Origin of the sequence: Nocardioides zeae, from assembly GCF_010686755.1 — a bacterium.
GTDB classification, from domain to species: domain Bacteria; phylum Actinomycetota; class Actinomycetes; order Propionibacteriales; family Nocardioidaceae; genus Nocardioides; species Nocardioides zeae.
Map to the genome: position 1 here is coordinate 132,119 of NZ_JAAGXA010000006.1, position 17,104 is coordinate 149,222.

Consider the following 17,104-nt stretch of genomic DNA (forward strand, 5'->3'; position numbering starts at 1 on the left):
GCCGGCGTCGGGTGTCTCAGACGTTTCCGTCGTCGAGCGGCCGTCCGGCCTTCACCACGAGCACCGGCACGCTGACCTCGAGCAGCAGCCGCTGCAGGGTGCGGCCCAGCAGCATCTTGCCGAGCGGGCTGCGCTGGCGGGACCCGATGACGAGCAGCCGCGGCTCGTGCGCCTCGACGGCCCCGACGAGCATGGCGGCGGCGTCGGCCCCGGGTCGCACCAGGTCGAGCGTCCAGGGCACGTCCGCGTCGGGAGCACCGATGACGGCCGTGACCTGACCGACGGCCACCTCGCGCTCCACCTCCTCCGAGCGGTCGTCGTCGACGCCGGACGTGGTTGCGACCACCACCAAGCCTGAGTTCTTCTCGCGAGCGATGTGCGCAGCGCTGAGCAGCGCCGCCGCGCCGGCTTCCGAGGGTGCGTGCAGCACCACCACCGGGGCGTTCACGACGCCACCACGTAGATGACGGTGGCGAGCGACGCGGCCACGGTGCCGACGAGCGTCTTGACGACGGTCCAGGTCTGGAACGTCTGGGTGACGCTCATGCCGAGCAGCTTGCCGATGAGCCAGAAGCTGGCGTCGTTGACGTGGGACAGCACCGAGGAACCTCCGGCGAGCACGATGACCATGGCCGCCGCCTGGACCGGGTTGAGGTCGGCGGCGACGACGGAGCTGGAGAGCAGGCCGGCGGCGGTGGTGATGGCGACCGTGGCGGTGCCGAGCGCGACGCGGATGACCGCGGAGATGACGAACACGGCCAGGATCAGCGGCAGCCCGGTGTCCTGCAGGGTCACCGACAGCGCGTCGCCGATCCCGCTCGCGATGAGCACGCCGCCGAACATGCCGCCCGCGCCCGTGATGAGGAGGACCGGGGCGATCGGCTTGAGGGCGTTGTCGAGCAGGTCCTCGACCACGACGCGGCTGGTGCCGCGCTTCGTGCCGAGCGCCCAGGAGGCGACGAGCACCGTCAGCAGCAGCGCGATGGGGGTGGAGCCGACGAGCTGCAGCAGGTGCACCCAGGTGGCGTCCTCGGAGACGGCGCCCGTGCGCGCCGCGGTCGTGACCGCCGTGTTGAGGAAGATCAGCACCAGGGGGAGCAGCAGGAGCAGCAGCAGTGTCCGCACCTTCGGCGGCGCACCCCGCCCCTCGGCGGCGTCGGCGTCGGCGGCGTCGGACCGCGGGCCGCCCATCAGCACGTCCGGCACGGGGAGCACGATGCGGCGTCCGATCCAGGTGCCGTACAGGTAGCCGGCGACCCACCACGTGGGGATCGCGACGACGAGGCCGATGAGGATGACGAGACCGACGTCGGCGCCGAGCAGGATGGTGGCGGCGACGGCGCCCGGGTGGGGCGGCAGCAGCACGTGCATCGTGGTGAGGGCGGCACCGGCCGGCAGCGCGTAGAGCAGCACGCCACCGCCGACGCGCCGCGCCACCGTGAAGATGATCGGCAGCATCACCATGAAGGCGGCGTCGAAGAAGATCGGGAAGCCGAAGATCAGCGACGCGATGCCGAGGGCCAGGGGCGCCCGCTTCTCGCCGAGCCGCTGCACGAGACCCTCCGAGAGGGCCTCCGCCGCCCCGCTGGTCTCGACGAGGCGGGCCAGCATGGCGCCGAAGCCGATGAGGAGCGCGACCTCGCCGAGCGTGCCGGAGAACCCGTCGAGCAGCACGTCGAGCACGTCGGCCGCCTCGACGCCGGTGGCGAAGGCCGTGCCGATGCTGACGATGACGAGCGCCAGCAGCGGGTGCATCTTGACCCCGATGATGAGGGCCAGGAGCACGCCGACGGCAACGGCGGCGATGCCGAGCAGCGCGCCGGCACCGAGGTCGTAGGACAGCTGCAGCTCGTCACTGGCGAGCAGGAGCGTGGGGGGATGCATGCGTCTCGTTTCTCGCGGTCGTCAGGGCTGCGAGCGATACTGACGTGGCGCGAGCCACACTTCACGGTTGAGCAATCAACGGACGCAAGCCAACTTGTGGTCGCTCGCGGGTCAGGACGCCGCGACCGCCACCGCGGCGCACCACGAGCCCGCGCGCTCGACGACCTCCTCCGCCGAGGTCGTGACCGTCGGCGCCGTGAGGATGCACGTCAGCCAGGCGTCCCCGAACAGCCCCCGGAACGACACCTCGGTGGCCCCGTCCACGGCGCAGGCGAGGGCCAGGGTGGGCGCACCGAAGGCCGGACCCTCGAGCGCGTTGCAACCGTCGGTGGGCGTCGCCGCGACGTACTGCTCCGCGTCAGCGGGCGGCACCGGCGGCACGAAGACCCAGGCGGCGGCGCTCGTCGGCTCTGCGGCTCCGTCGCTCCACCGGCAGCCGAGCTCGTGCACGAGCCGCTCCTCGCCGGAGCCGAGGTCGACGGCGTCGCCGGAGGAGTACGTCGCGGCCTCCGCCTCGCCGTCGTCGGCGGTCCCGAGGGCCGCGGTCACGGCGGCGGGGTCCACGTCGTCGCAGAAGGGCGCGCGCTCCACGACGAGCGCCGTGGTGTCGAGGTCGACGAGGGCCGGCGGGGGAGCGACGGTCGGCTCCGCCTCCTCCGGCTCGTCGTCGCCGGAGCAGGCGGCGAGGCCGAGCAGCACCGCGGCGGCGACCGCCGCAGCCGCTGCTGCGCGGGGGCGGCGGCGCTGGCGGGAGGACGGCTCGGGGCTCACGCGGGAGAACCTACCGGGTGACGGACACGCGCCCGCGGGGTCGCCGAGGCTCTCAGGGTGCTCGACTACCCTCTCGCCAGTGATCCGCTTCGAGAAGGTCTCCGTGACCTACCCCGGCCAGGGGCGCCCGGCGCTCGACGACATCTCCGTCGACATCGAGAAGGGCGAGTTCGTCTTCCTCGTCGGATCCTCGGGATCCGGCAAGTCGACGTTCCTCTACCTCGTGCTGCGCGAGCTGCGGGCGACCCAGGGCCGCGTGTACGTCGCGGGCCGTGAGGTCAACCGCCTCGCCTCGTGGAAGATCCCGCGCCACCGGCGCCAGATCGGCACCGTGTTCCAGGACTTCCGGCTGCTGCAGAACAAGACGGTCGCCGAGAACGTGGCCTTCGCGCTGCAGGTGATCGGCAAGCCGCGCGCCCAGATCGCCGAGCTGGTGCCGCAGACCCTCGACCTCGTCGGCCTCGACGGCAAGGCCGACCGCATGCCCGACGAGCTCTCCGGCGGCGAGCAGCAGCGCGTCGCGATCGCGCGGGCGTTCGTCAACCGGCCGCAGATCCTCATCGCGGACGAGCCGACCGGCAACCTCGACCCGTCGACGTCGGTGGGCATCATGAAGCTGCTCGACCGCATCAACCGCACGGGCACGACGGTGCTGATGTCCACCCACGACAACAGCATCGTCGACCAGATGCGCAAGCGCGTGATCGAGCTGGAGAACGGCCACCTCGTGCGCGACCAGGCGCAGGGCGCCTACGGCTTCCAGAACTAGCCGACCGCCCTCCCGCGCCCCCTCGAACCAGGAGCGAGTCCCCCCATGCAGCTGCGTTACGTCTTCACCGAGCTCGGCCAGGGCCTGCGTCGCAACGTGTCGATGCACCTGGCCGTCGTGCTCACCCTCTTCGTGTCGCTGACGCTCGTCGGCGTCGGCGTGCTGCTCAAGCAGCAGGCCGACATCGCCGACCGCCAGTTCGGCAGCCAGGTCGAGATCACGGTCTACCTCTGCAACGAGACGGACGTCGCACCCTGCGACGGCGGCGTCACGCCGGAGCAGAAGGCCGCCATCGAGGCGGCCATCGACGACAGCCCGGAGACCTCGGGCTTCCGTGAGGAGAGCAAGCAGGACGCCTTCGACAAGACGCTGGCGCTCGCCGAGTCCAACGGCGACACCCGCCTGCTCGAGGGCGACGACGCGGCGGTGACCGTGGAGGACTTCAACGAGTCGCTCTGGATCTCGCTCAACGACCCCGAGAAGTCCGAGGGCGTGGTGAGCGCCGTGGCGAACCTGCCCGGGGTGCTGCGCATCTCCGACCAGCGCGAGCTGCTGGAACCGGTCTTCGACGTGCTCGACGCGGCCCAGTGGGCGGCGCTCGGCACCGCGGTCGTGCTGGTGCTCGCGGCCCTGCTGCTCGTCGGCAACACCATCCGTCTGGCGGCGTTCGCCCGCCGCAAGGAGATCGGCATCATGCGGCTGGTGGGCGCCTCGACGCTCTACATCGCGCTGCCGTTCCTCCTCGAGGCACTCGTCACGGCGTTGATCGGCGTCGTGCTCGCGGGCGGTGCGCTCGCGGCGCTGCTGCGCTTCGTCGTGCACGACCGTGCTGCCGACACGTTGCGGTTCATGCCCTGGGTGGACGGGAGCGACTACGCGGTGGCGCTGCTCGTCATCGCGGTGCTCGGTCCGCTGCTCACCGTGCTGCCGACACTCCTCCTCACGCGGAAATACCTCAAAGTCTGACCCGCGTCGTCTAGCGTCGCCTGCGATTCACTTCCCCGAACGAGCGAAGGCCCCTTCCCCATGCGCCTCCTCCCCGCCTTCCAGCGTCGTCGGCTCGCCGCCGCGACGACGGCCGTGCTGCTCTGCGTCGGCGCTGCCGTGTCGCCGCTGGCCTACGCCGACGACGATGACGACGACCTCCGCGACCAGCAGAGCGAGATCCAGCAGCAGATCTCCGGCGCCAACGCCGACCTCGCCGAGTCGAGCCAGCAGCTCGCCAGCGCGACCGCGGCGCTCCGTGCGTCGCAGGCCCAGCTGGCCGGCGCGCAGGCGCGCCTCACCACGGCCCGAGCCCAGCTCGGCCAGGCGCAGGCGTACGACGCGGAGATGCAGCAGCGGCTCACCGTCGCCGAGGCGCAGCTCGACGCGGCCGAGGCCGAGCTGCTCCAGGGCCAGCAGAGCGTCGCCACGCAGCGTGACCGCGTCGGCGACCAGATCGTCGCGCAGTCGATGGGCCCCGGCCCGGAGCTCGAGGCGCTCGGCGCCGTGCTCGGGGCGGACGACCTCTCCGACCTGACCCGGGCGCAGAACTCCCGCCAGACGGTGCTCGGCACCGAGACGCGGGCCTACGACGACCTGCGGGCCTCCGAGGTCATGCTCGACGTCAACGAGCAGCAGGTCGAGGCGGCCCGCGACCTCGTCGCCGACGAGCGCGCCGAGGCGGCGGCCAACCTCGAGGTGATGGCCTCGCTCGAGGCCGAGGCGTCCGCCGCCGAGGCGCAGGTCGCCCAGCTCGTGACCAGCAACCAGCAGGCGGAGGCGACGGCCGAGGAGGCCCGCAACGCCGACCGCGCCGAGCTCGACGCCCTCGAGGCGGAGAACGACCGGATCGCCGGCGTGCTCGCCGCGCGTGCCGAGGCGGCCCGCCAGGCGGCTGCTGCCGCCGCGGCCGCTGCGGCCGCCGAGGAGGCCCGCAACAACGCCGGCGGGGGCTCCGGTGGCGGCTCGTCCGGTGGCGGCGGTTCCTCCGGCGGCGGTGGCGGCGGCAGCAGCAGCAACGACGGGCTGAGCTACCCGGTCAACGGGCGCGTCACCTCGCCGTACGGCATGCGCGTGCACCCGATCTACGGCTACTACTCGCTGCACGACGGCGTGGACTTCGGCGCCGGCTGCGGCACCCCGATGTACGCCGCGGCCGACGGCCAGGTCGTCGAGCGCTACTACCAGTCGGCGTGGGGCAACCGCCTCATCATCGACAACGGCTACATGCGCGGCGCCGGCATCTCGACGATCTACAACCACGCGACGCGGTACGTCGTGAGCGTGGGCCAGCACGTGCGCCGCGGCCAGCTCGTGGGGTACGTCGGCACGACCGGCTGGTCGACGGGCTGCCACCTGCACTTCACCGTCTACCGGAACGGCTCGCCGACGAACCCGATGAACTACTTCTAAACCCGTTGCGGTCCCCTGAGAGAATGGCGGAATGGCCAGGGAGCAGGGGCGCAAGATGATCGCGCAGAACCGCAAGGCGCGGCACGATTTCCACATCGAGGACACCTTCGAGGCGGGGATGGTGCTGCAGGGCACCGAGGTGAAGGCGCTGCGGGCCGGTCGGGCCAACCTCGCCGACGGGTTCGTCGACATCGAGAACGACGAGGTGTGGCTGCACGCGGTGCACATCCCGGAGTACGCGCAGGGCACCTGGACCAACCACGCCGCCCGCCGCAAGCGCAAGCTCCTGCTGCACCGCGCCGAGATCGAGAAGATCGAGACGAAGGTCAGCCAGAAGGGCTACACGATCGTCCCGCTGGCGCTCTACTTCTCCGACGGCCGCGCCAAGATCGAGATCGCGCTCGCCAAGGGCAAGAAGTCGTGGGACAAGCGGCACGCGATGGCCGAGCGCCAGGCCGACCGCGAGAAGGAGCAGGCCCTCGGTCGTCAGCTCAAGGGCATGGACCGGGTGTGACGACGGGGGCGACCGCCACCTCCGCCCACGACCCGGACGAGCGGGCGGACTGGTTGCGGGCGACCACCGAGCGCCTCGGCGTGCCGGGCATCGTCGACGTCCACACCCACTTCCTCCCGCCGCGGGTCACCGAGAAGGTGCGTGCCGTGTTCGCCTCGGCCGGCCCGCTGATCGGGCGGGAGTGGCCGATCCGGTACCTCAACCCGGACGACGTCAACGTCGCGCTGCTCCGGTCCCTCGGCGTACGCCGCTTCACGGCCCTGCCCTATCCCCACCGGCCCGGCATGGCGGAGTTCCTCAACGACTGGGCGGCGGACTTCGCGCGCCGCACCCCCGAGGCCCTGCACTGCGGCACCTTCTTCCCCGAGCCGGAGGCGGGGGAGTACGTCGCCGCGCGGATCGCCTCCGGTGTGCAGGTCTTCAAGGTCCACGTGCAGGTCGGCGCGTTCGACGTGCGCGACGAGCACCTCGTGCCCGTGTGGGCCGCGCTCGAGGAGGCCGGCACCCCCGTCGTCATCCACGCCGGATCCGGGCCCGTGCCGACGGAGTTCACCGGCCCCGGGCCGGTCGCCGAGGTCCTCGCCCGCTTCCCGCGGCTCACGCTGGTGATGGCGCACATGGGGGCGCCGGAGTACGACGAGTTCCTCGCCATGGCGGAGACCTACGAGCGGGTGCACCTCGACACCACGATGACGTTCACCCGGTTCTTCGCCGAGACCACCGACCGGTTCGGCGAGGTCGCCGGGGTGTGCCGGCACGCGGGCGACTACCCCGACGCGCTGCTCGACCGGTTCGCGGCGGTGGGGCAGAAGGTGCTGTTCGGCTCCGACTTCCCGAACATCCCCTACGCCTACGCGCACCAGGTCGAGGTGCTCGAGGCGCTCCGCGAGCGCCACGCGGCGCTCGACGACGCGTGGCTCGCGGGCGTGCTGTGGCACAACGCGACGCGGTTGCTCGGTCAGGCCTGACGCCCGCGACGTACGACACGCGGCCCCCGTTCGTGAGACGCGTCCGCACAAAGTAGAGCGAGACACTAAGTTCACTCGATGTGAATCGAGCCAGGTCCCTCGCCCGCGGCGCGCTGCCCCACGTCCTCGTGCTCGGGCTGCTGCTCGCCGCCTGGACCGCCGTGGCGGCCTCCGACGTCGTGTCGCCGGCCTACCTGACCCCGTCGCCGCTCGAGGTGTGGGACGCGTTCGTGCGGGCGAACACCTACCACCCGGTGGGCGGGGGCGTGGACCGCGTGGTGCGGGGCGAGGAGAACTACTTCCTCTGGGAGCACCTCGTCGTCAGCCTCCGCCGCATCGGGCTCAGCCTCGCGATCGCGCTCGTCATCGGCGTACCGCTCGGGCTGGCGATGGGCTACTTCCGCGGCTTCGGTCGCCTGGTGGGGCCCTACGTCGACTTCCTGCGCTCCATCCCGCCCCTGGCCTACATCGGCTTCCTCATCGCGTGGTTCGGGTTCTACGACACCTCGAAGATCTGGCTGCTCGTGCTCGCGGCCTTCCCGCCGATCGCGCTCGCGACCCTCAACGGGGTGCGCGGCGTGCGGGAGGACCACGTCAACGCGGCCCTCTCGCTGGGCGCCACGCGTCGGCAGACCCTGCTGTTCGTGCTCGGTCCCGCGACCCTGCCCGACATCATCTCGGGCCTCCGGGTCGCCGTCGGGTTCGCCTGGACGACGGTGGTCGCGGCGGAGCTCGTCAACGGCCTGCCGGGCATCGGCGGCCTCGCCTACCTCTCGGGAACCCAGAACAAGATCGCCCTGTCGATCGCCTGCATCCTCGTCATCGGCCTCACCGCTGTGGCCCTCGACGTCATCCTCCGCACCCTCGAGAAGAAGCTCGCCCCCTGGCGAGGAAAGGCCTGACCCATGAAGAAGCTCTCGCCCCTGCTCGGCGCCGCGCTGCTCGCCCCGCTCGCCCTCGCGGGCTGCGTCGGCGGCGGTGACACCGAGGGCGACGCGTCGGCCTGCCCGTGGGAGGCCGACGAGTCGGTCGACACGACGGTGCGCATCGGCTACCAGAAGATCCCCAACGGCGACGTCGTGGTGAAGGACCAGGGCATCCTCGAGGACTGCCTGCCCAACGCCACGATCGAGTGGAGCAACTTCGCCTCGGGCGGCGACGTCATCCAGGCCTTCGGCGGCGACAGCCTCGACATCGGCCTCGTCGGCAGCTCGCCGGCCACCCGCGCCCTGTCGGAGCCGCTCAACCTGCCGGTGCAGGTCATCTGGATCCACGACGTCATCGGCGCGGCCGAGTCGCTCGTCGTGCGCGACGGCGCCGCGACCGACATCGCGGGCCTCAAGGGCAAGACCATCGCGACGCCCTTCGGCTCCACGGCCCACTTCTCGCTGCTCCAGGCGATCGCCGACGCGGGCGAGGACCCGGCCGACTACAACCTGGTCAACTCGGAGCCGGAGCAGATCGCGCCGGCGTGGAGCCGGGGCGACATCGACGCCGCCTGGATCTGGGACCCGACGCTGAGCGAGCTGAAGGCCGACGGCGGCGAGGTGATCCTCACCAGCGAGGACACCGCGGCTGCGGGCAAGCCGACCTTCGACCTGGCCATCGCCGACCGCGACTTCGTGGCCGACAACGAGGCCGTGCTCGACGCGTGGGCGCGGGCGCAGGACTACGCGGTCGAGCAGATCACCAGCGACCCCGACAAGGCGGCCGAGTCGATCGCCGTCGAGGTGGGCGTCTCCACCGACGAGGCGAAGGCGCAGCTGGACGGCTACGTGTTCCTCCGTGCCTCCGACCAGGTGGGGGAGGAGTACCTGGGTGGCAAGCTGGGCTCCGACCTGTTCAGCACCGCGCAGTTCCTGCTCACCCAGGACAGCATCGCGGCGGTCGCCGACGAGTCGGTCTACGCGGACGGCGTGAACGCCGGTCCGGCGCAGGCCGCCGCGGACGCGGAGTGACCCGCCGATGACCGCGGAGGGTGACCGCAGGGTCGTCGTCACGGGCCTGGAGCAACGCTTCGGGGACGTGCACGCCCTCGGCCCGATCGACCTCACGATCGAGCCGGGCAGCTTCGTCACGCTCGCCGGCCCGTCCGGCTGCGGCAAGACCACGTTGCTGCGGTTGCTCGCCGGCTTCGGCGCGCCGTCGGCCGGCTCCCTCACGGTCGGCGGCACACCCGTCCGCGGCCCGGCCGCGGAGCGCGGCGTCGTCTTCCAGCAGCCGACGCTGTACCCGTGGCTGGACGTGCGGGCCAACGTCGCGTTCGGCCCGCGCCTGCGCGGGGCGGCGAAGGCGGAGCGGCGGCGCACCGCCGACCGCTACCTCGAGCTGGTCGGGCTGGGCGACGTCGCCCACCTGCGGCCCTACGAGCTGTCGGGCGGCATGCAGCAGCGGGCGCAGATCGCCCGGGTGCTGGCGAACGACCCCGACATCGTGCTCATGGACGAGCCGTTCGGTGCGCTCGACGCGCTCACCCGGGAGCGGTTGCAGGACGAGCTGCTGACGATCTGGCGGGAGACGCGCAAGACGATCCTGTTCATCACCCACAGCGTCGACGAGGCCGTCTTCCTCGGGTCCCGCGTGCTCGTGATGAGTCCCCGCCCCGGTCGTATCGTGCTGGACGAGCCCGCGCAGTTCTCCTCCCGCAGCCACGAGGTCCCGCCGGAGGAGCTCCGCGAGCTGCCGGAGTTCGTGGCTCTCGCCGGCACGGTGCGCGCGGCGATCCAGCACGTCGAACCCGCCCGTCCGTCCTGAGGAGGCAACGCATGGCCCGCGTCGTGCAGTACGCCGAGACCGGCCCCGCCGAGGTGCTCGAGGTCGTCGAGGTGCCGGACCCGGTGCCCGGCCCCGACGAGGTGCTCGTCGAGGTGCGCGCCGCGGGCGTGAACCCCATCGAGTGGAAGGTGCGCTCGGGCCAGCGGCCCTCGCCGCCGATCACGGAGCCGCGGCGCCTCGGGTCGGACGGCGCCGGTGTCGTGGCGGCCGTGGGGGAGGGCGTCGACGGCTGGCGCGTCGGGGACGAGGTGATCGTGAGCGGTGCCTCGGGCACCTACGCCACCCACGTCGTCGTGCCCCGCCAGAACCTCACCGCCAAGCCAGCCACCCTCGACTTCGCGCAAGCCGCGGCCCTGGGCACCCCGGTGGGCACGGCTCGCCAGGCGCTCGCCTCCCTCGACGTACGCCGCGGGCACGTCCTCGTCGTCCACGGCGGCAGCGGCGGCGTGGGCCAGGCGGCGGTGCAGCTCGCGCGCCACCTCGGCGCCCGCGTCATCGCCACCGCCAGCCCCGCCAACCACGACCGGCTGCGGGAGCTGGGAGCCGAGCCGGTGGCGTACGGCGACGGGTTGCTCGACCGGATCCGGGAGCTGGCGCCGGAGGGTGTCGACCGCGTGCTCGACGCCGCCGGCACCGACGAGGCGCTGGCCGCCTCCGTCGCACTGGTCGAGGACCCGCAGCACGCCGGCACGATCGTCGTGGGGGCGAAGGCCCCGGAGCTGGGGATTCAGGCGTGGTCGGGCGGTGCGCCCTGGCCCCTGACGCCCGAGCAGGTGCGCCTGCGGGAGGACGCGATCCCCGTCGTGGCCGACCTCGTCGCCCGCGGCGTGTTCGAGGTCGAGGTCTCCCGGCGCTTCGCGCTCGACGACGTCGTCGCCGCCGCGAAGGAGAGCGAGGCCGGGCACACGCGCGGCAAGATCGTGCTCCTGCCTTGAGGATCCCGGCCACGTCGCGCCCCGCCCCTCGACAGGGTGGGGCGCGACTGCTGGCATGATGCGGTGACCGCACCCCGCCTGACCCTGCCCGAGAAAGCCGAGCGCCTCGTCGTCCGTGGACTGGCCACGGTCCCGCCGCGGGTGCTGGAGAAGGTGGTGGTGCGCCGGGCGGTCAACCGCGACGGCGAGCGGCTGGCGCCGGAGATCGCGCTGGCGCTCGGCGCGCTGAACCGTCTGCCGGGCAGCGACTTCTCCACCCAGCCCCTCGACCGGGCCCGTCACCAGATCGAGGCGGAGGCGGCGGTCTTCGGCGCGTCGTACCCGCCCTTCCACCTCGAGGAGGACCTCGAGCTGCCGGGACCGGCGGGGCCGGTGCCGGCGACGCGCTATCGGTTCCGCGCCGGGAAGCCCGCCGGGCTCGTCGTCTACTTCCACGGCGGCGGGTGGGTGCTGGGCAGTCGTCACTCGACGGTCTCGCCGGTGCGGTTCCTCGCGCAGCACACGGGCTGCGACGTGCTGAGCGTCGACTACCGGCTGGCGCCCGAGCACCCGTTCCCGGCTGCGCTGGAGGACGCGCGGGCGGCCTGGGACTTCGCGGTCGCGCAGGCGCCGGGCTGGGGGATCGACCCGGCGCGGATCGCGGTGGCGGGTGACAGCGCGGGCGGCAACATCTCCGCCGTGCTGTCGCTGGACCTGCGCACCGAGGACGTCCAGCCGTGCTTCCAGCTGCTGTTCTTCCCCGTCACCGACCTGTCGCGCAAGAGCGCGTCCTACGCCGAGTTCCGCGACGGCTTCTTCCTCACGGAGGCGCAGATGGACTGGTACGCCGAGCGCTACCTGCCCTCGCCCACCGCCGCGACCGACCCGCGCGTCTCCCCGCTGCTCGCCCCGGACCTCGCGGGCGCACCGCCGGCGTACGTCGCGGTCGCCGGCTTCGACCCGCTCCGCGACGAGGGCATCGCGTACGCCGAGCGCCTCCGGGAGGCGGGCGTCCCGGTGGAGCTGGCCCGCGAGGGGGACCTCATCCACGCGTTCATCAACATCACCGCGGTGAGCCGGAGCGCGTACGACGCCACCCGGCGCGCCGCCGTCGCCCTGCGGCGCGGGATCGTCGGCCCGGAATAGTCGGTCGTGCCCGCTCGTTCGAGCAGGTAGTCTAGGCCATCCGTGGCCACGCTGCGGATGCATGACAACTCAAGAGGGGCTGATCGGTTTCGACTTGGGACGTACGTCTCAGGGGAAGCGGGTCGAGGAGCCAGCGTCATCTCGTAAACGATCGCTGGGACTTTATAACTGCCGACAACAAGCGCAGTTCCTTCGCTCTCGCCGCCTGAGCGGTGATCGAAGCGTCAGACCGGGCATCCGTCTCCGTCCCGGACCCTGGCGTCGACTAGGAGACTTGCTGCTCACCTCCTGTCAGGAGGGGTGAGCGGGACTCTTTCCTGACTGAGCCCGTCGCTGACGTGTCTGTGCGAGCAGCGGGGCCGAGAAAAGCGACAGCACAGACTGCACCCGGAGAAGACCTGACACTGCGCTCGAGGACCGGGGTTCGATTCCCCGCAGCTCCACCACAGTGCTCGGAGGGCAACCCTGCCCCTCGGTCGCACTTGAGTTCGACACAGAACCGCCCGTCCGGGTTCCCGGACGGGCGGTTTTCTGTTGAGCTGACTGGGCTATCAGCGCCTGGTGGACGCCTGCCGGGATGAGGCGGCAGAGGAGTTCGTCGTAGGGCTCGTTGTAGAGCACGCGGACCGAGAGCTCGTGGGTCGCGTCGTCTTCGTCGACGTAGATACGACTGAAGAACGCCAGGTTGAAGAGCCGGCGAATGTGCTCGGGTGCCTTCATGTAAGCGGCGTGGCAGTCGCGCGCCAGGTCGAGTACTTCGGCCAGTTTGCTGCGTGCCTGTTCGTAGGTCGTGCGGGATCGCATCAGTTGCTCCTCGACACGCTGCAGCTGGTTGCTGATGCGGTCTTGCTCGGCCTTGAGGAGGTCGATGGGGATCGCGCCGGCGTAGTGGGCTTCGAGCAGTTTCTGGCGCTGGGCGGCGAGGTCGGTGCGTTGTTGCTCGAGAGCGGTGTTGAGTCGCTCGGTGTCGTCGTGCAGCTTGTCGAACTCGGCGAGCGTGGTTTCTTCGACGTGGTCGCGCAGCGATGGCGTGAGCGCCATCGTGCGGTACTCGTCCTCGATGAGCTGCTCGATGAGGCTGAAGGGCATGTTCTGTCGGGTGCAGTCGGTCGCGCGGCGCTTCCGTCCCGAGCAGGCGAGGTACTGGTAGCTGGTGCCATGACGGTTCGTTGCGTAGACCACCAGCAGTCGTGAGTCGCAGGTGCCGCAGAACAGGCTCCCTCGCAGGTAGTTGCGGTTGCGGCGCTCGAAGACCTTGGCGTTGTTGTTCGCGTCGAGCCGATCCTGCACGCGTTGCCAGGTGATCGGATCGACGAGCGCCTGATGCGCACCGTGGTAGGCAGCGCCCCGGTAGTGCACCTCGCCCTTGTAGTAGGGGTTCCTGAGCACCTTGTGGAGCGCGCTGATGTTGAGGGGCCTGCTCGGCCACTTGGGCGTGGCGCGACTGATCAGCCCGCGGTCGGTCAGCTCGTCGAGCAGGATTGAAAGCGAGCATTCGCCCTCGGTGTACCGGTAGGACGCCCAGGTGATGAGCTGGGCGCGTTCCCCGTCGGTCTCGACCGTGCGGTTGATGCGCCCAAGCTCATCGGCGATGTGGACGTTGCGGTAGCCCAGAGGTGCGCGACCCACGGTGCCCCCGGTGCTGGCCTTCTGCGTCATACCTTTGGTGACCTCGTTGGCGAGGTTGCGCGAGTAGAACTCGGCGATGCTGCTCATGATCCCGTGCATCAACATGCCGGACGGCGTCTCGTCGATGTTCTCGCTCGTCGACACGAGCGTCACGCCGGCCTGCTTGAGCGCCAGGTTGATGGCGACGTCGTCGGCTCGCGACCGGCCAGCCGATCGATCTTGTGCACGATGACGTAGTCGACGTCGTGTTCGCGTACGTATGCCAGCATGCGCTGGAGTTCGGCGCGCTTGGTGATGGACGTGCCTGATTCTCCGGCGTCGACGAACTCCTCGACGACTGTCGCGTTGAGGGATGCGGCTTTGCGCAGGTTGGCGTCGCGCTGGGCGGGGATCGAGAACCCCTCCTCTCGTCCGCCCCGTGTCGCCTGGTCAGTCGTCGAGACGCGGATGTACATCACCGCGGTGAACTGCGTCGAGATGTCGGGCTGCGGATGAGTCATCGTGTTCCTTTCGTGTCGCTAAGACTGTTTGCTGCTTCGGTTGCCTGCCCGTCGGGGGCTGGTCGATGACGTGGTGTCTGGCGTGCCGGTCCCTGTCGGGGTGACGGATGCAGCGGCGACTACTGGGGAGCCGATGAAGCCTGCGATCGCTGCCGTGCGAGCGGCGGCTTCGCGCTGGATCTCGGCTTGAGCTGCGTGCGCTCGCTCAATGCAGAAGGGGTCTTCTTGGGGAGTCGCGATGCGCTGGTGGATGGGGGTACGGATCTCCGCGGAGATGCTGGTTCCGCTGAGCTGGGCGATGAAGCGCAGCTGGGCGTGAACTTCTTCCTCTACGCGGACGGCGAGCATCTTGTACTCCTGCTCATGCTCGGGCTGGGTGGCGCCGGACGTGCCGTCGAAAGATTGCTCGATGGACTCCGTCGGGTGCTGCGACTCCTCGCCTGCTTGCGGGTCTTGCTGGTTCTCTGTTGTAGCCATATGGCCTCCTTTCGGTTGTTAGGTACGGTCTGGGGCTCTGCTGGGCGTGCGCTCCGTCCGGGGTTCGCGGGTCCCGGTGCGGCCGAGGTACCAGACCAAAACCGGCTGAGCCGGCCCGTGCGCCGCCCACGCGGCGTTCCAGGGTCTTGAGTACCCCGAGGTCGCGGAGCCGGTTCAGGTTGCGCGTGCAGGCGCGGGCCGAAGCGATCGCGCTGAATGACGGTGGTCGAAGTGCAGACGCTGAAGCTGCCGCGTCGTCGCCAGTCGGTAGCGGGTGATGTCGGCGATCAGCAGGTAGTCACGCTCGGTGAGCTGTTCGCTGATGTGGCCGAGGCTGTAGCCGCTCATGCGTGCGCTCCGGCCAGGGCCAGCGCCAGGGGCGGGGCCGCGTGCTGGGCGGGTCTGCGACACTGCGATGCGGGGTCAGTCCCCTCCCGCAAGGAGCGGGATGACCTGGGGAGATGGCGCGTTCAAGATCTACAACTGCGAGCCAGACCGACTCGCCGCCCTGCCAGGGTGGGTCCACCACGACGACCACCACCCGGACCCACTCCGCCATCGGCAAGACCTCGCCCATCACCAGGCTGACCAGCCTGCCCTGGGCATCACAGCCGGCCGTCAATGCGGACGCCCCCTCGCCCCTTCGCCCCTCGTCCCCTCGCGACGCGCAGCCGGCCCACGAGGACTAGACCACTCTTGAAAAGTTGGGTCGAACGACCCCAACGAGCTGCGAATCGGGTTAGGTGTACTTGTAGCGACATCGAGTGACGGGGGGCACTTGCCAAGTCGTATATCGGTCCGCGCCATCGCCGCCGACAGTTCGACTGGTGACCTGCGGTGGGCATGGGGCCGATCGTCGACGGGCCTGCAACTAGGAAGCGCGCCGGAACTCCCCATCTAAGTCTCGTACGACTCCCGACGTCGCTGTTCGAGTGCGACACGGTCAACGTGCGCATTGTCCGTCTGAAAAACAGTTGCATCTAAGCAAGAATTAGTCATCAGTTTCACTTGGAGGGGAGAGGCTCAATGGGAGAAGAGAATCGACGACCGCGGGCGCGCCTCGCGTCTCTGGTCGCAGGACTGCTACTCATAGTCACTCCTATGAGCTATGCGCCGTCGGCGCATGCGGCGACGGACACGGTCAGCGGTTCGCTGTGGGGCGGCGAAGGATCGAACACCTGGGTTTTCTACACGACTCAGCGGTACCACTCGAAATCCCAACCGTTGACATTCTGGCTGAAAACCGCTTACGATCCGTGCGGGGGCGGCAACCTGTTCATTCGACCGCTCCGGTCGAATGGCAACTGGATGGCAAGCGCTCACTATTGGGGCCTGGGATCCGGTACAAACAATCTCAACAGCACGCGTCACTGGGGGCAAGCGGGCACAATCGCCGCCGGAAACTTCACCCTTGCTGCCTCGACCAACACATACTGCGGTGTCCCGCCGCCGAGCAAGACCACCTTCTCAGGCGGTATCACTTACTAGTTATCGGTCAAACGGTGAGCATTAATATTGGGGGGTAGCGGCTAAATGAGGATTCGTAGCGCTGTTTCAGTCGGCGTGCTGTCGGCCTTCGGGCTTGGGGCTGGGTGGGCTGTCATCGGGCCGTCAGCTGGGGCGGAGCGAGCAGGCGAGGATGAAAACTCCACGCCTCACTTCAACACCGCGAGCGAGATGCAGGCTGAGTATCAAGAGGCACTCGGCAATCCAGTTCTTGAGATGCCGCCAGGGGTGGAGATTCCGGCACCTAGCGCGGTAAACGGTGCTGAGCAGTCCCGTTCCGCTGGGGGCGCGGACTACTCGCTTTACGAGGGCGGTTTTGGCGAGATGGCCGCAGCGAACATGTGGCGGTGCGCCTGGGAAGTCGAACTCCTGACCGCGGTCGAAGCTGACGACGTTCCCAGGGTGAACAGCGCAGCCGTGCAGCTGCACTCGTTCTACGACCTTCCAGTGGCGAAAGCTAACTTCGTTGATCCCGGCGAACTGTGGTACCAGGAAGTCGTGGTCTCTGCAGTGGAGGGTGACCAGACGCAGTTGCGCGACGAGATCTCAATTAACTGCAGCGCCGATCTGGCGGCTCAGGCCGAGGCTCGAGGGCTACTGGACTGAGCTTGGGCGCGTCGCACGTTGACGCGGGAGAATCGTTTTTATCTGGCGAATCCTGCGGGATCCCGGGTTCAAAGGTGAGTTGCCGCGCCGGCTGGACTCTCGCCCTCCGGGCCAGTGGGGAAACAGATCATCGATCCAGAGTTGCAACGACTACTAGGGACCGCCTTCGGGCTTGTTCTCTCGTAGCGGGTCTTGTGACGAATTGCATGGGTTTCATGCCATGACACACAGGCCGACTCGGGCCGTCA

Annotated in this window: 18 protein-coding genes, 1 other RNA gene and 1 pseudogene; 14 read left to right on the forward strand and 6 right to left on the reverse strand. The window is 70.0% G+C overall.

The genetic code is table 11. The features are described 5' to 3' along the window. Positions 1-16 precede the first annotated feature (16 nt). The 3 genes from G3T38_RS10220 to G3T38_RS10230 all read right to left on the reverse strand — a co-directional run bounded on the left by G3T38_RS10220 (position 17) and on the right by G3T38_RS10230 (position 2,655). A complete protein-coding gene (locus tag G3T38_RS10220) occupies positions 17-448 on the reverse strand; it encodes a universal stress protein (protein ID WP_163772203.1) in 432 nt (143 codons plus the stop codon). After that, the gene (locus tag G3T38_RS10225; protein WP_163772204.1) at positions 445-1,884 is read right to left on the reverse strand and encodes a GntP family permease; all 1,440 of its coding nucleotides are present in this window, start codon (positions 1,882-1,884) and stop codon (positions 445-447) included. The genes G3T38_RS10220 and G3T38_RS10225 overlap by 4 nt, the downstream gene beginning before the upstream one ends. A 111-nt stretch (positions 1,885-1,995) precedes the next feature. Continuing rightward, complete coding sequence (locus G3T38_RS10230; RefSeq protein WP_163772205.1) at positions 1,996-2,655, reverse strand: hypothetical protein; 660 nt, start codon at positions 2,653-2,655, stop codon at positions 1,996-1,998. A gap of 79 nt (positions 2,656-2,734) precedes the next feature. Between G3T38_RS10230 and ftsE the strand changes: the two genes are divergently transcribed. The 12 genes from ftsE to G3T38_RS21575 all read left to right on the forward strand — a co-directional run bounded on the left by ftsE (position 2,735) and on the right by G3T38_RS21575 (position 13,332). After that, positions 2,735-3,424 carry a cell division ATP-binding protein FtsE gene (gene ftsE / locus G3T38_RS10235; RefSeq protein ID WP_163772206.1) on the forward strand — a complete coding sequence of 230 codons (690 nt, stop codon included), beginning with the start codon at positions 2,735-2,737 and terminating at the stop codon, positions 3,422-3,424. A 45-nt stretch (positions 3,425-3,469) separates the two neighbouring features. Beyond that, positions 3,470-4,390: a permease-like cell division protein FtsX gene (gene ftsX / locus G3T38_RS10240; RefSeq protein ID WP_163772207.1), complete on the forward strand. Its 921-nt coding sequence runs from the start codon at positions 3,470-3,472 to the stop codon at positions 4,388-4,390. Between the two features lie 60 nt (positions 4,391-4,450). Then, positions 4,451-5,821, forward strand: a complete 1,371-nt coding sequence (locus G3T38_RS10245; protein ID WP_163772208.1) for a M23 family metallopeptidase — start codon at positions 4,451-4,453, stop codon at positions 5,819-5,821. 31 nt (positions 5,822-5,852) lie between these two features. Next, the gene (gene smpB, locus G3T38_RS10250) at positions 5,853-6,335 is read left to right on the forward strand and encodes an SsrA-binding protein SmpB (protein WP_163772209.1); all 483 of its coding nucleotides are present in this window, start codon (positions 5,853-5,855) and stop codon (positions 6,333-6,335) included. Continuing rightward, positions 6,332-7,303 (forward strand): amidohydrolase family protein, encoded by a 972-nt coding sequence (locus tag G3T38_RS10255; protein WP_338037584.1) that lies wholly within the window; start codon positions 6,332-6,334, stop codon positions 7,301-7,303. Before smpB ends, G3T38_RS10255 begins: the two co-directional genes overlap by 4 nt. Positions 7,304-7,383: 80 nt before the next feature. Then, a complete protein-coding gene (locus G3T38_RS21570; RefSeq protein WP_206675847.1) occupies positions 7,384-8,205 on the forward strand; it encodes an ABC transporter permease subunit in 822 nt (273 codons plus the stop codon). A gap of 3 nt (positions 8,206-8,208) precedes the next feature. Beyond that, positions 8,209-9,261, forward strand: coding sequence for a taurine ABC transporter substrate-binding protein (locus G3T38_RS10265; RefSeq protein WP_163772210.1), 1,053 nt, complete (start codon positions 8,209-8,211; stop codon positions 9,259-9,261). A 7-nt stretch (positions 9,262-9,268) separates the two neighbouring features. Beyond that, positions 9,269-10,057 carry an ABC transporter ATP-binding protein gene (locus tag G3T38_RS10270; RefSeq protein ID WP_163772211.1) on the forward strand — a complete coding sequence of 263 codons (789 nt, stop codon included), beginning with the start codon at positions 9,269-9,271 and terminating at the stop codon, positions 10,055-10,057. A gap of 11 nt (positions 10,058-10,068) precedes the next feature. Next, on the forward strand, positions 10,069-11,013 hold the full coding sequence (locus G3T38_RS10275; RefSeq protein ID WP_163772212.1) for an NADP-dependent oxidoreductase: 945 nt from the start codon (positions 10,069-10,071) through the stop codon (positions 11,011-11,013). A gap of 63 nt (positions 11,014-11,076) precedes the next feature. Further along, complete coding sequence (locus G3T38_RS10280) at positions 11,077-12,138, forward strand: alpha/beta hydrolase (RefSeq protein ID WP_338037585.1); 1,062 nt, start codon at positions 11,077-11,079, stop codon at positions 12,136-12,138. Between the two features lie 75 nt (positions 12,139-12,213). Next, positions 12,214-12,584, forward strand: a transfer-messenger RNA (tmRNA) gene (ssrA, locus tag G3T38_RS10285). A gap of 190 nt (positions 12,585-12,774) precedes the next feature. Beyond that, positions 12,775-13,332, forward strand: a complete 558-nt coding sequence (locus G3T38_RS21575; protein ID WP_241728718.1) for a hypothetical protein — start codon at positions 12,775-12,777, stop codon at positions 13,330-13,332. Here G3T38_RS21575 and G3T38_RS22880 read toward each other — a convergent pair. From G3T38_RS22880 to G3T38_RS10310, 3 genes and pseudogenes are all read right to left on the reverse strand, one after another. Then, a pseudogene (locus tag G3T38_RS22880) lies at positions 13,243-14,267 on the reverse strand (recombinase family protein); the annotation flags it as partial. The gene G3T38_RS21575 and the pseudogene G3T38_RS22880 overlap by 90 nt on opposite strands. Before the next feature lie 18 nt (positions 14,268-14,285). Continuing rightward, complete coding sequence (locus tag G3T38_RS10305) at positions 14,286-14,744, reverse strand: hypothetical protein (RefSeq protein ID WP_163772215.1); 459 nt, start codon at positions 14,742-14,744, stop codon at positions 14,286-14,288. 174 nt (positions 14,745-14,918) lie between these two features. After that, positions 14,919-15,092 carry a hypothetical protein gene (locus G3T38_RS10310; RefSeq protein ID WP_163772216.1) on the reverse strand — a complete coding sequence of 58 codons (174 nt, stop codon included), beginning with the start codon at positions 15,090-15,092 and terminating at the stop codon, positions 14,919-14,921. 753 nt (positions 15,093-15,845) lie between these two features. Between G3T38_RS10310 and G3T38_RS10315 the strand changes: the two genes are divergently transcribed. Both G3T38_RS10315 and G3T38_RS10320 read left to right on the forward strand, forming a co-directional pair. After that, positions 15,846-16,232, forward strand: coding sequence for a hypothetical protein (locus tag G3T38_RS10315; RefSeq protein WP_163772217.1), 387 nt, complete (start codon positions 15,846-15,848; stop codon positions 16,230-16,232). 45 nt (positions 16,233-16,277) lie between these two features. Then, positions 16,278-16,856 carry a hypothetical protein gene (locus tag G3T38_RS10320; protein WP_163772218.1) on the forward strand — a complete coding sequence of 193 codons (579 nt, stop codon included), beginning with the start codon at positions 16,278-16,280 and terminating at the stop codon, positions 16,854-16,856. Positions 16,857-17,104 lie beyond the last annotated feature (248 nt).

Coding starts and splice junctions, on each gene's coding strand:
- G3T38_RS10225 (WP_163772204.1), bottom strand. CDS start 1,884: ATGCATCCCCCCACGCTCCTGCTCGCCAGTGACGAGCTGCAGCTGTCC.
- ftsX (WP_163772207.1), top strand. CDS start 3,470: ATGCAGCTGCGTTACGTCTTCACCGAGCTCGGCCAGGGCCTGCGTCGC.
- G3T38_RS10245 (WP_163772208.1), top strand. CDS start 4,451: ATGCGCCTCCTCCCCGCCTTCCAGCGTCGTCGGCTCGCCGCCGCGACG.
- smpB (WP_163772209.1), top strand. CDS start 5,853: ATGGCCAGGGAGCAGGGGCGCAAGATGATCGCGCAGAACCGCAAGGCG.
- G3T38_RS10265 (WP_163772210.1), top strand. CDS start 8,209: ATGAAGAAGCTCTCGCCCCTGCTCGGCGCCGCGCTGCTCGCCCCGCTC.
- G3T38_RS10270 (WP_163772211.1), top strand. CDS start 9,269: ATGACCGCGGAGGGTGACCGCAGGGTCGTCGTCACGGGCCTGGAGCAA.
- G3T38_RS10275 (WP_163772212.1), top strand. CDS start 10,069: ATGGCCCGCGTCGTGCAGTACGCCGAGACCGGCCCCGCCGAGGTGCTC.
- G3T38_RS10305 (WP_163772215.1), bottom strand. CDS start 14,744: ATGGCTACAACAGAGAACCAGCAAGACCCGCAAGCAGGCGAGGAGTCG.
- G3T38_RS10310 (WP_163772216.1), bottom strand. CDS start 15,092: ATGAGCGGCTACAGCCTCGGCCACATCAGCGAACAGCTCACCGAGCGT.
- G3T38_RS10315 (WP_163772217.1), top strand. CDS start 15,846: ATGAGCTATGCGCCGTCGGCGCATGCGGCGACGGACACGGTCAGCGGT.
- G3T38_RS10320 (WP_163772218.1), top strand. CDS start 16,278: ATGAGGATTCGTAGCGCTGTTTCAGTCGGCGTGCTGTCGGCCTTCGGG.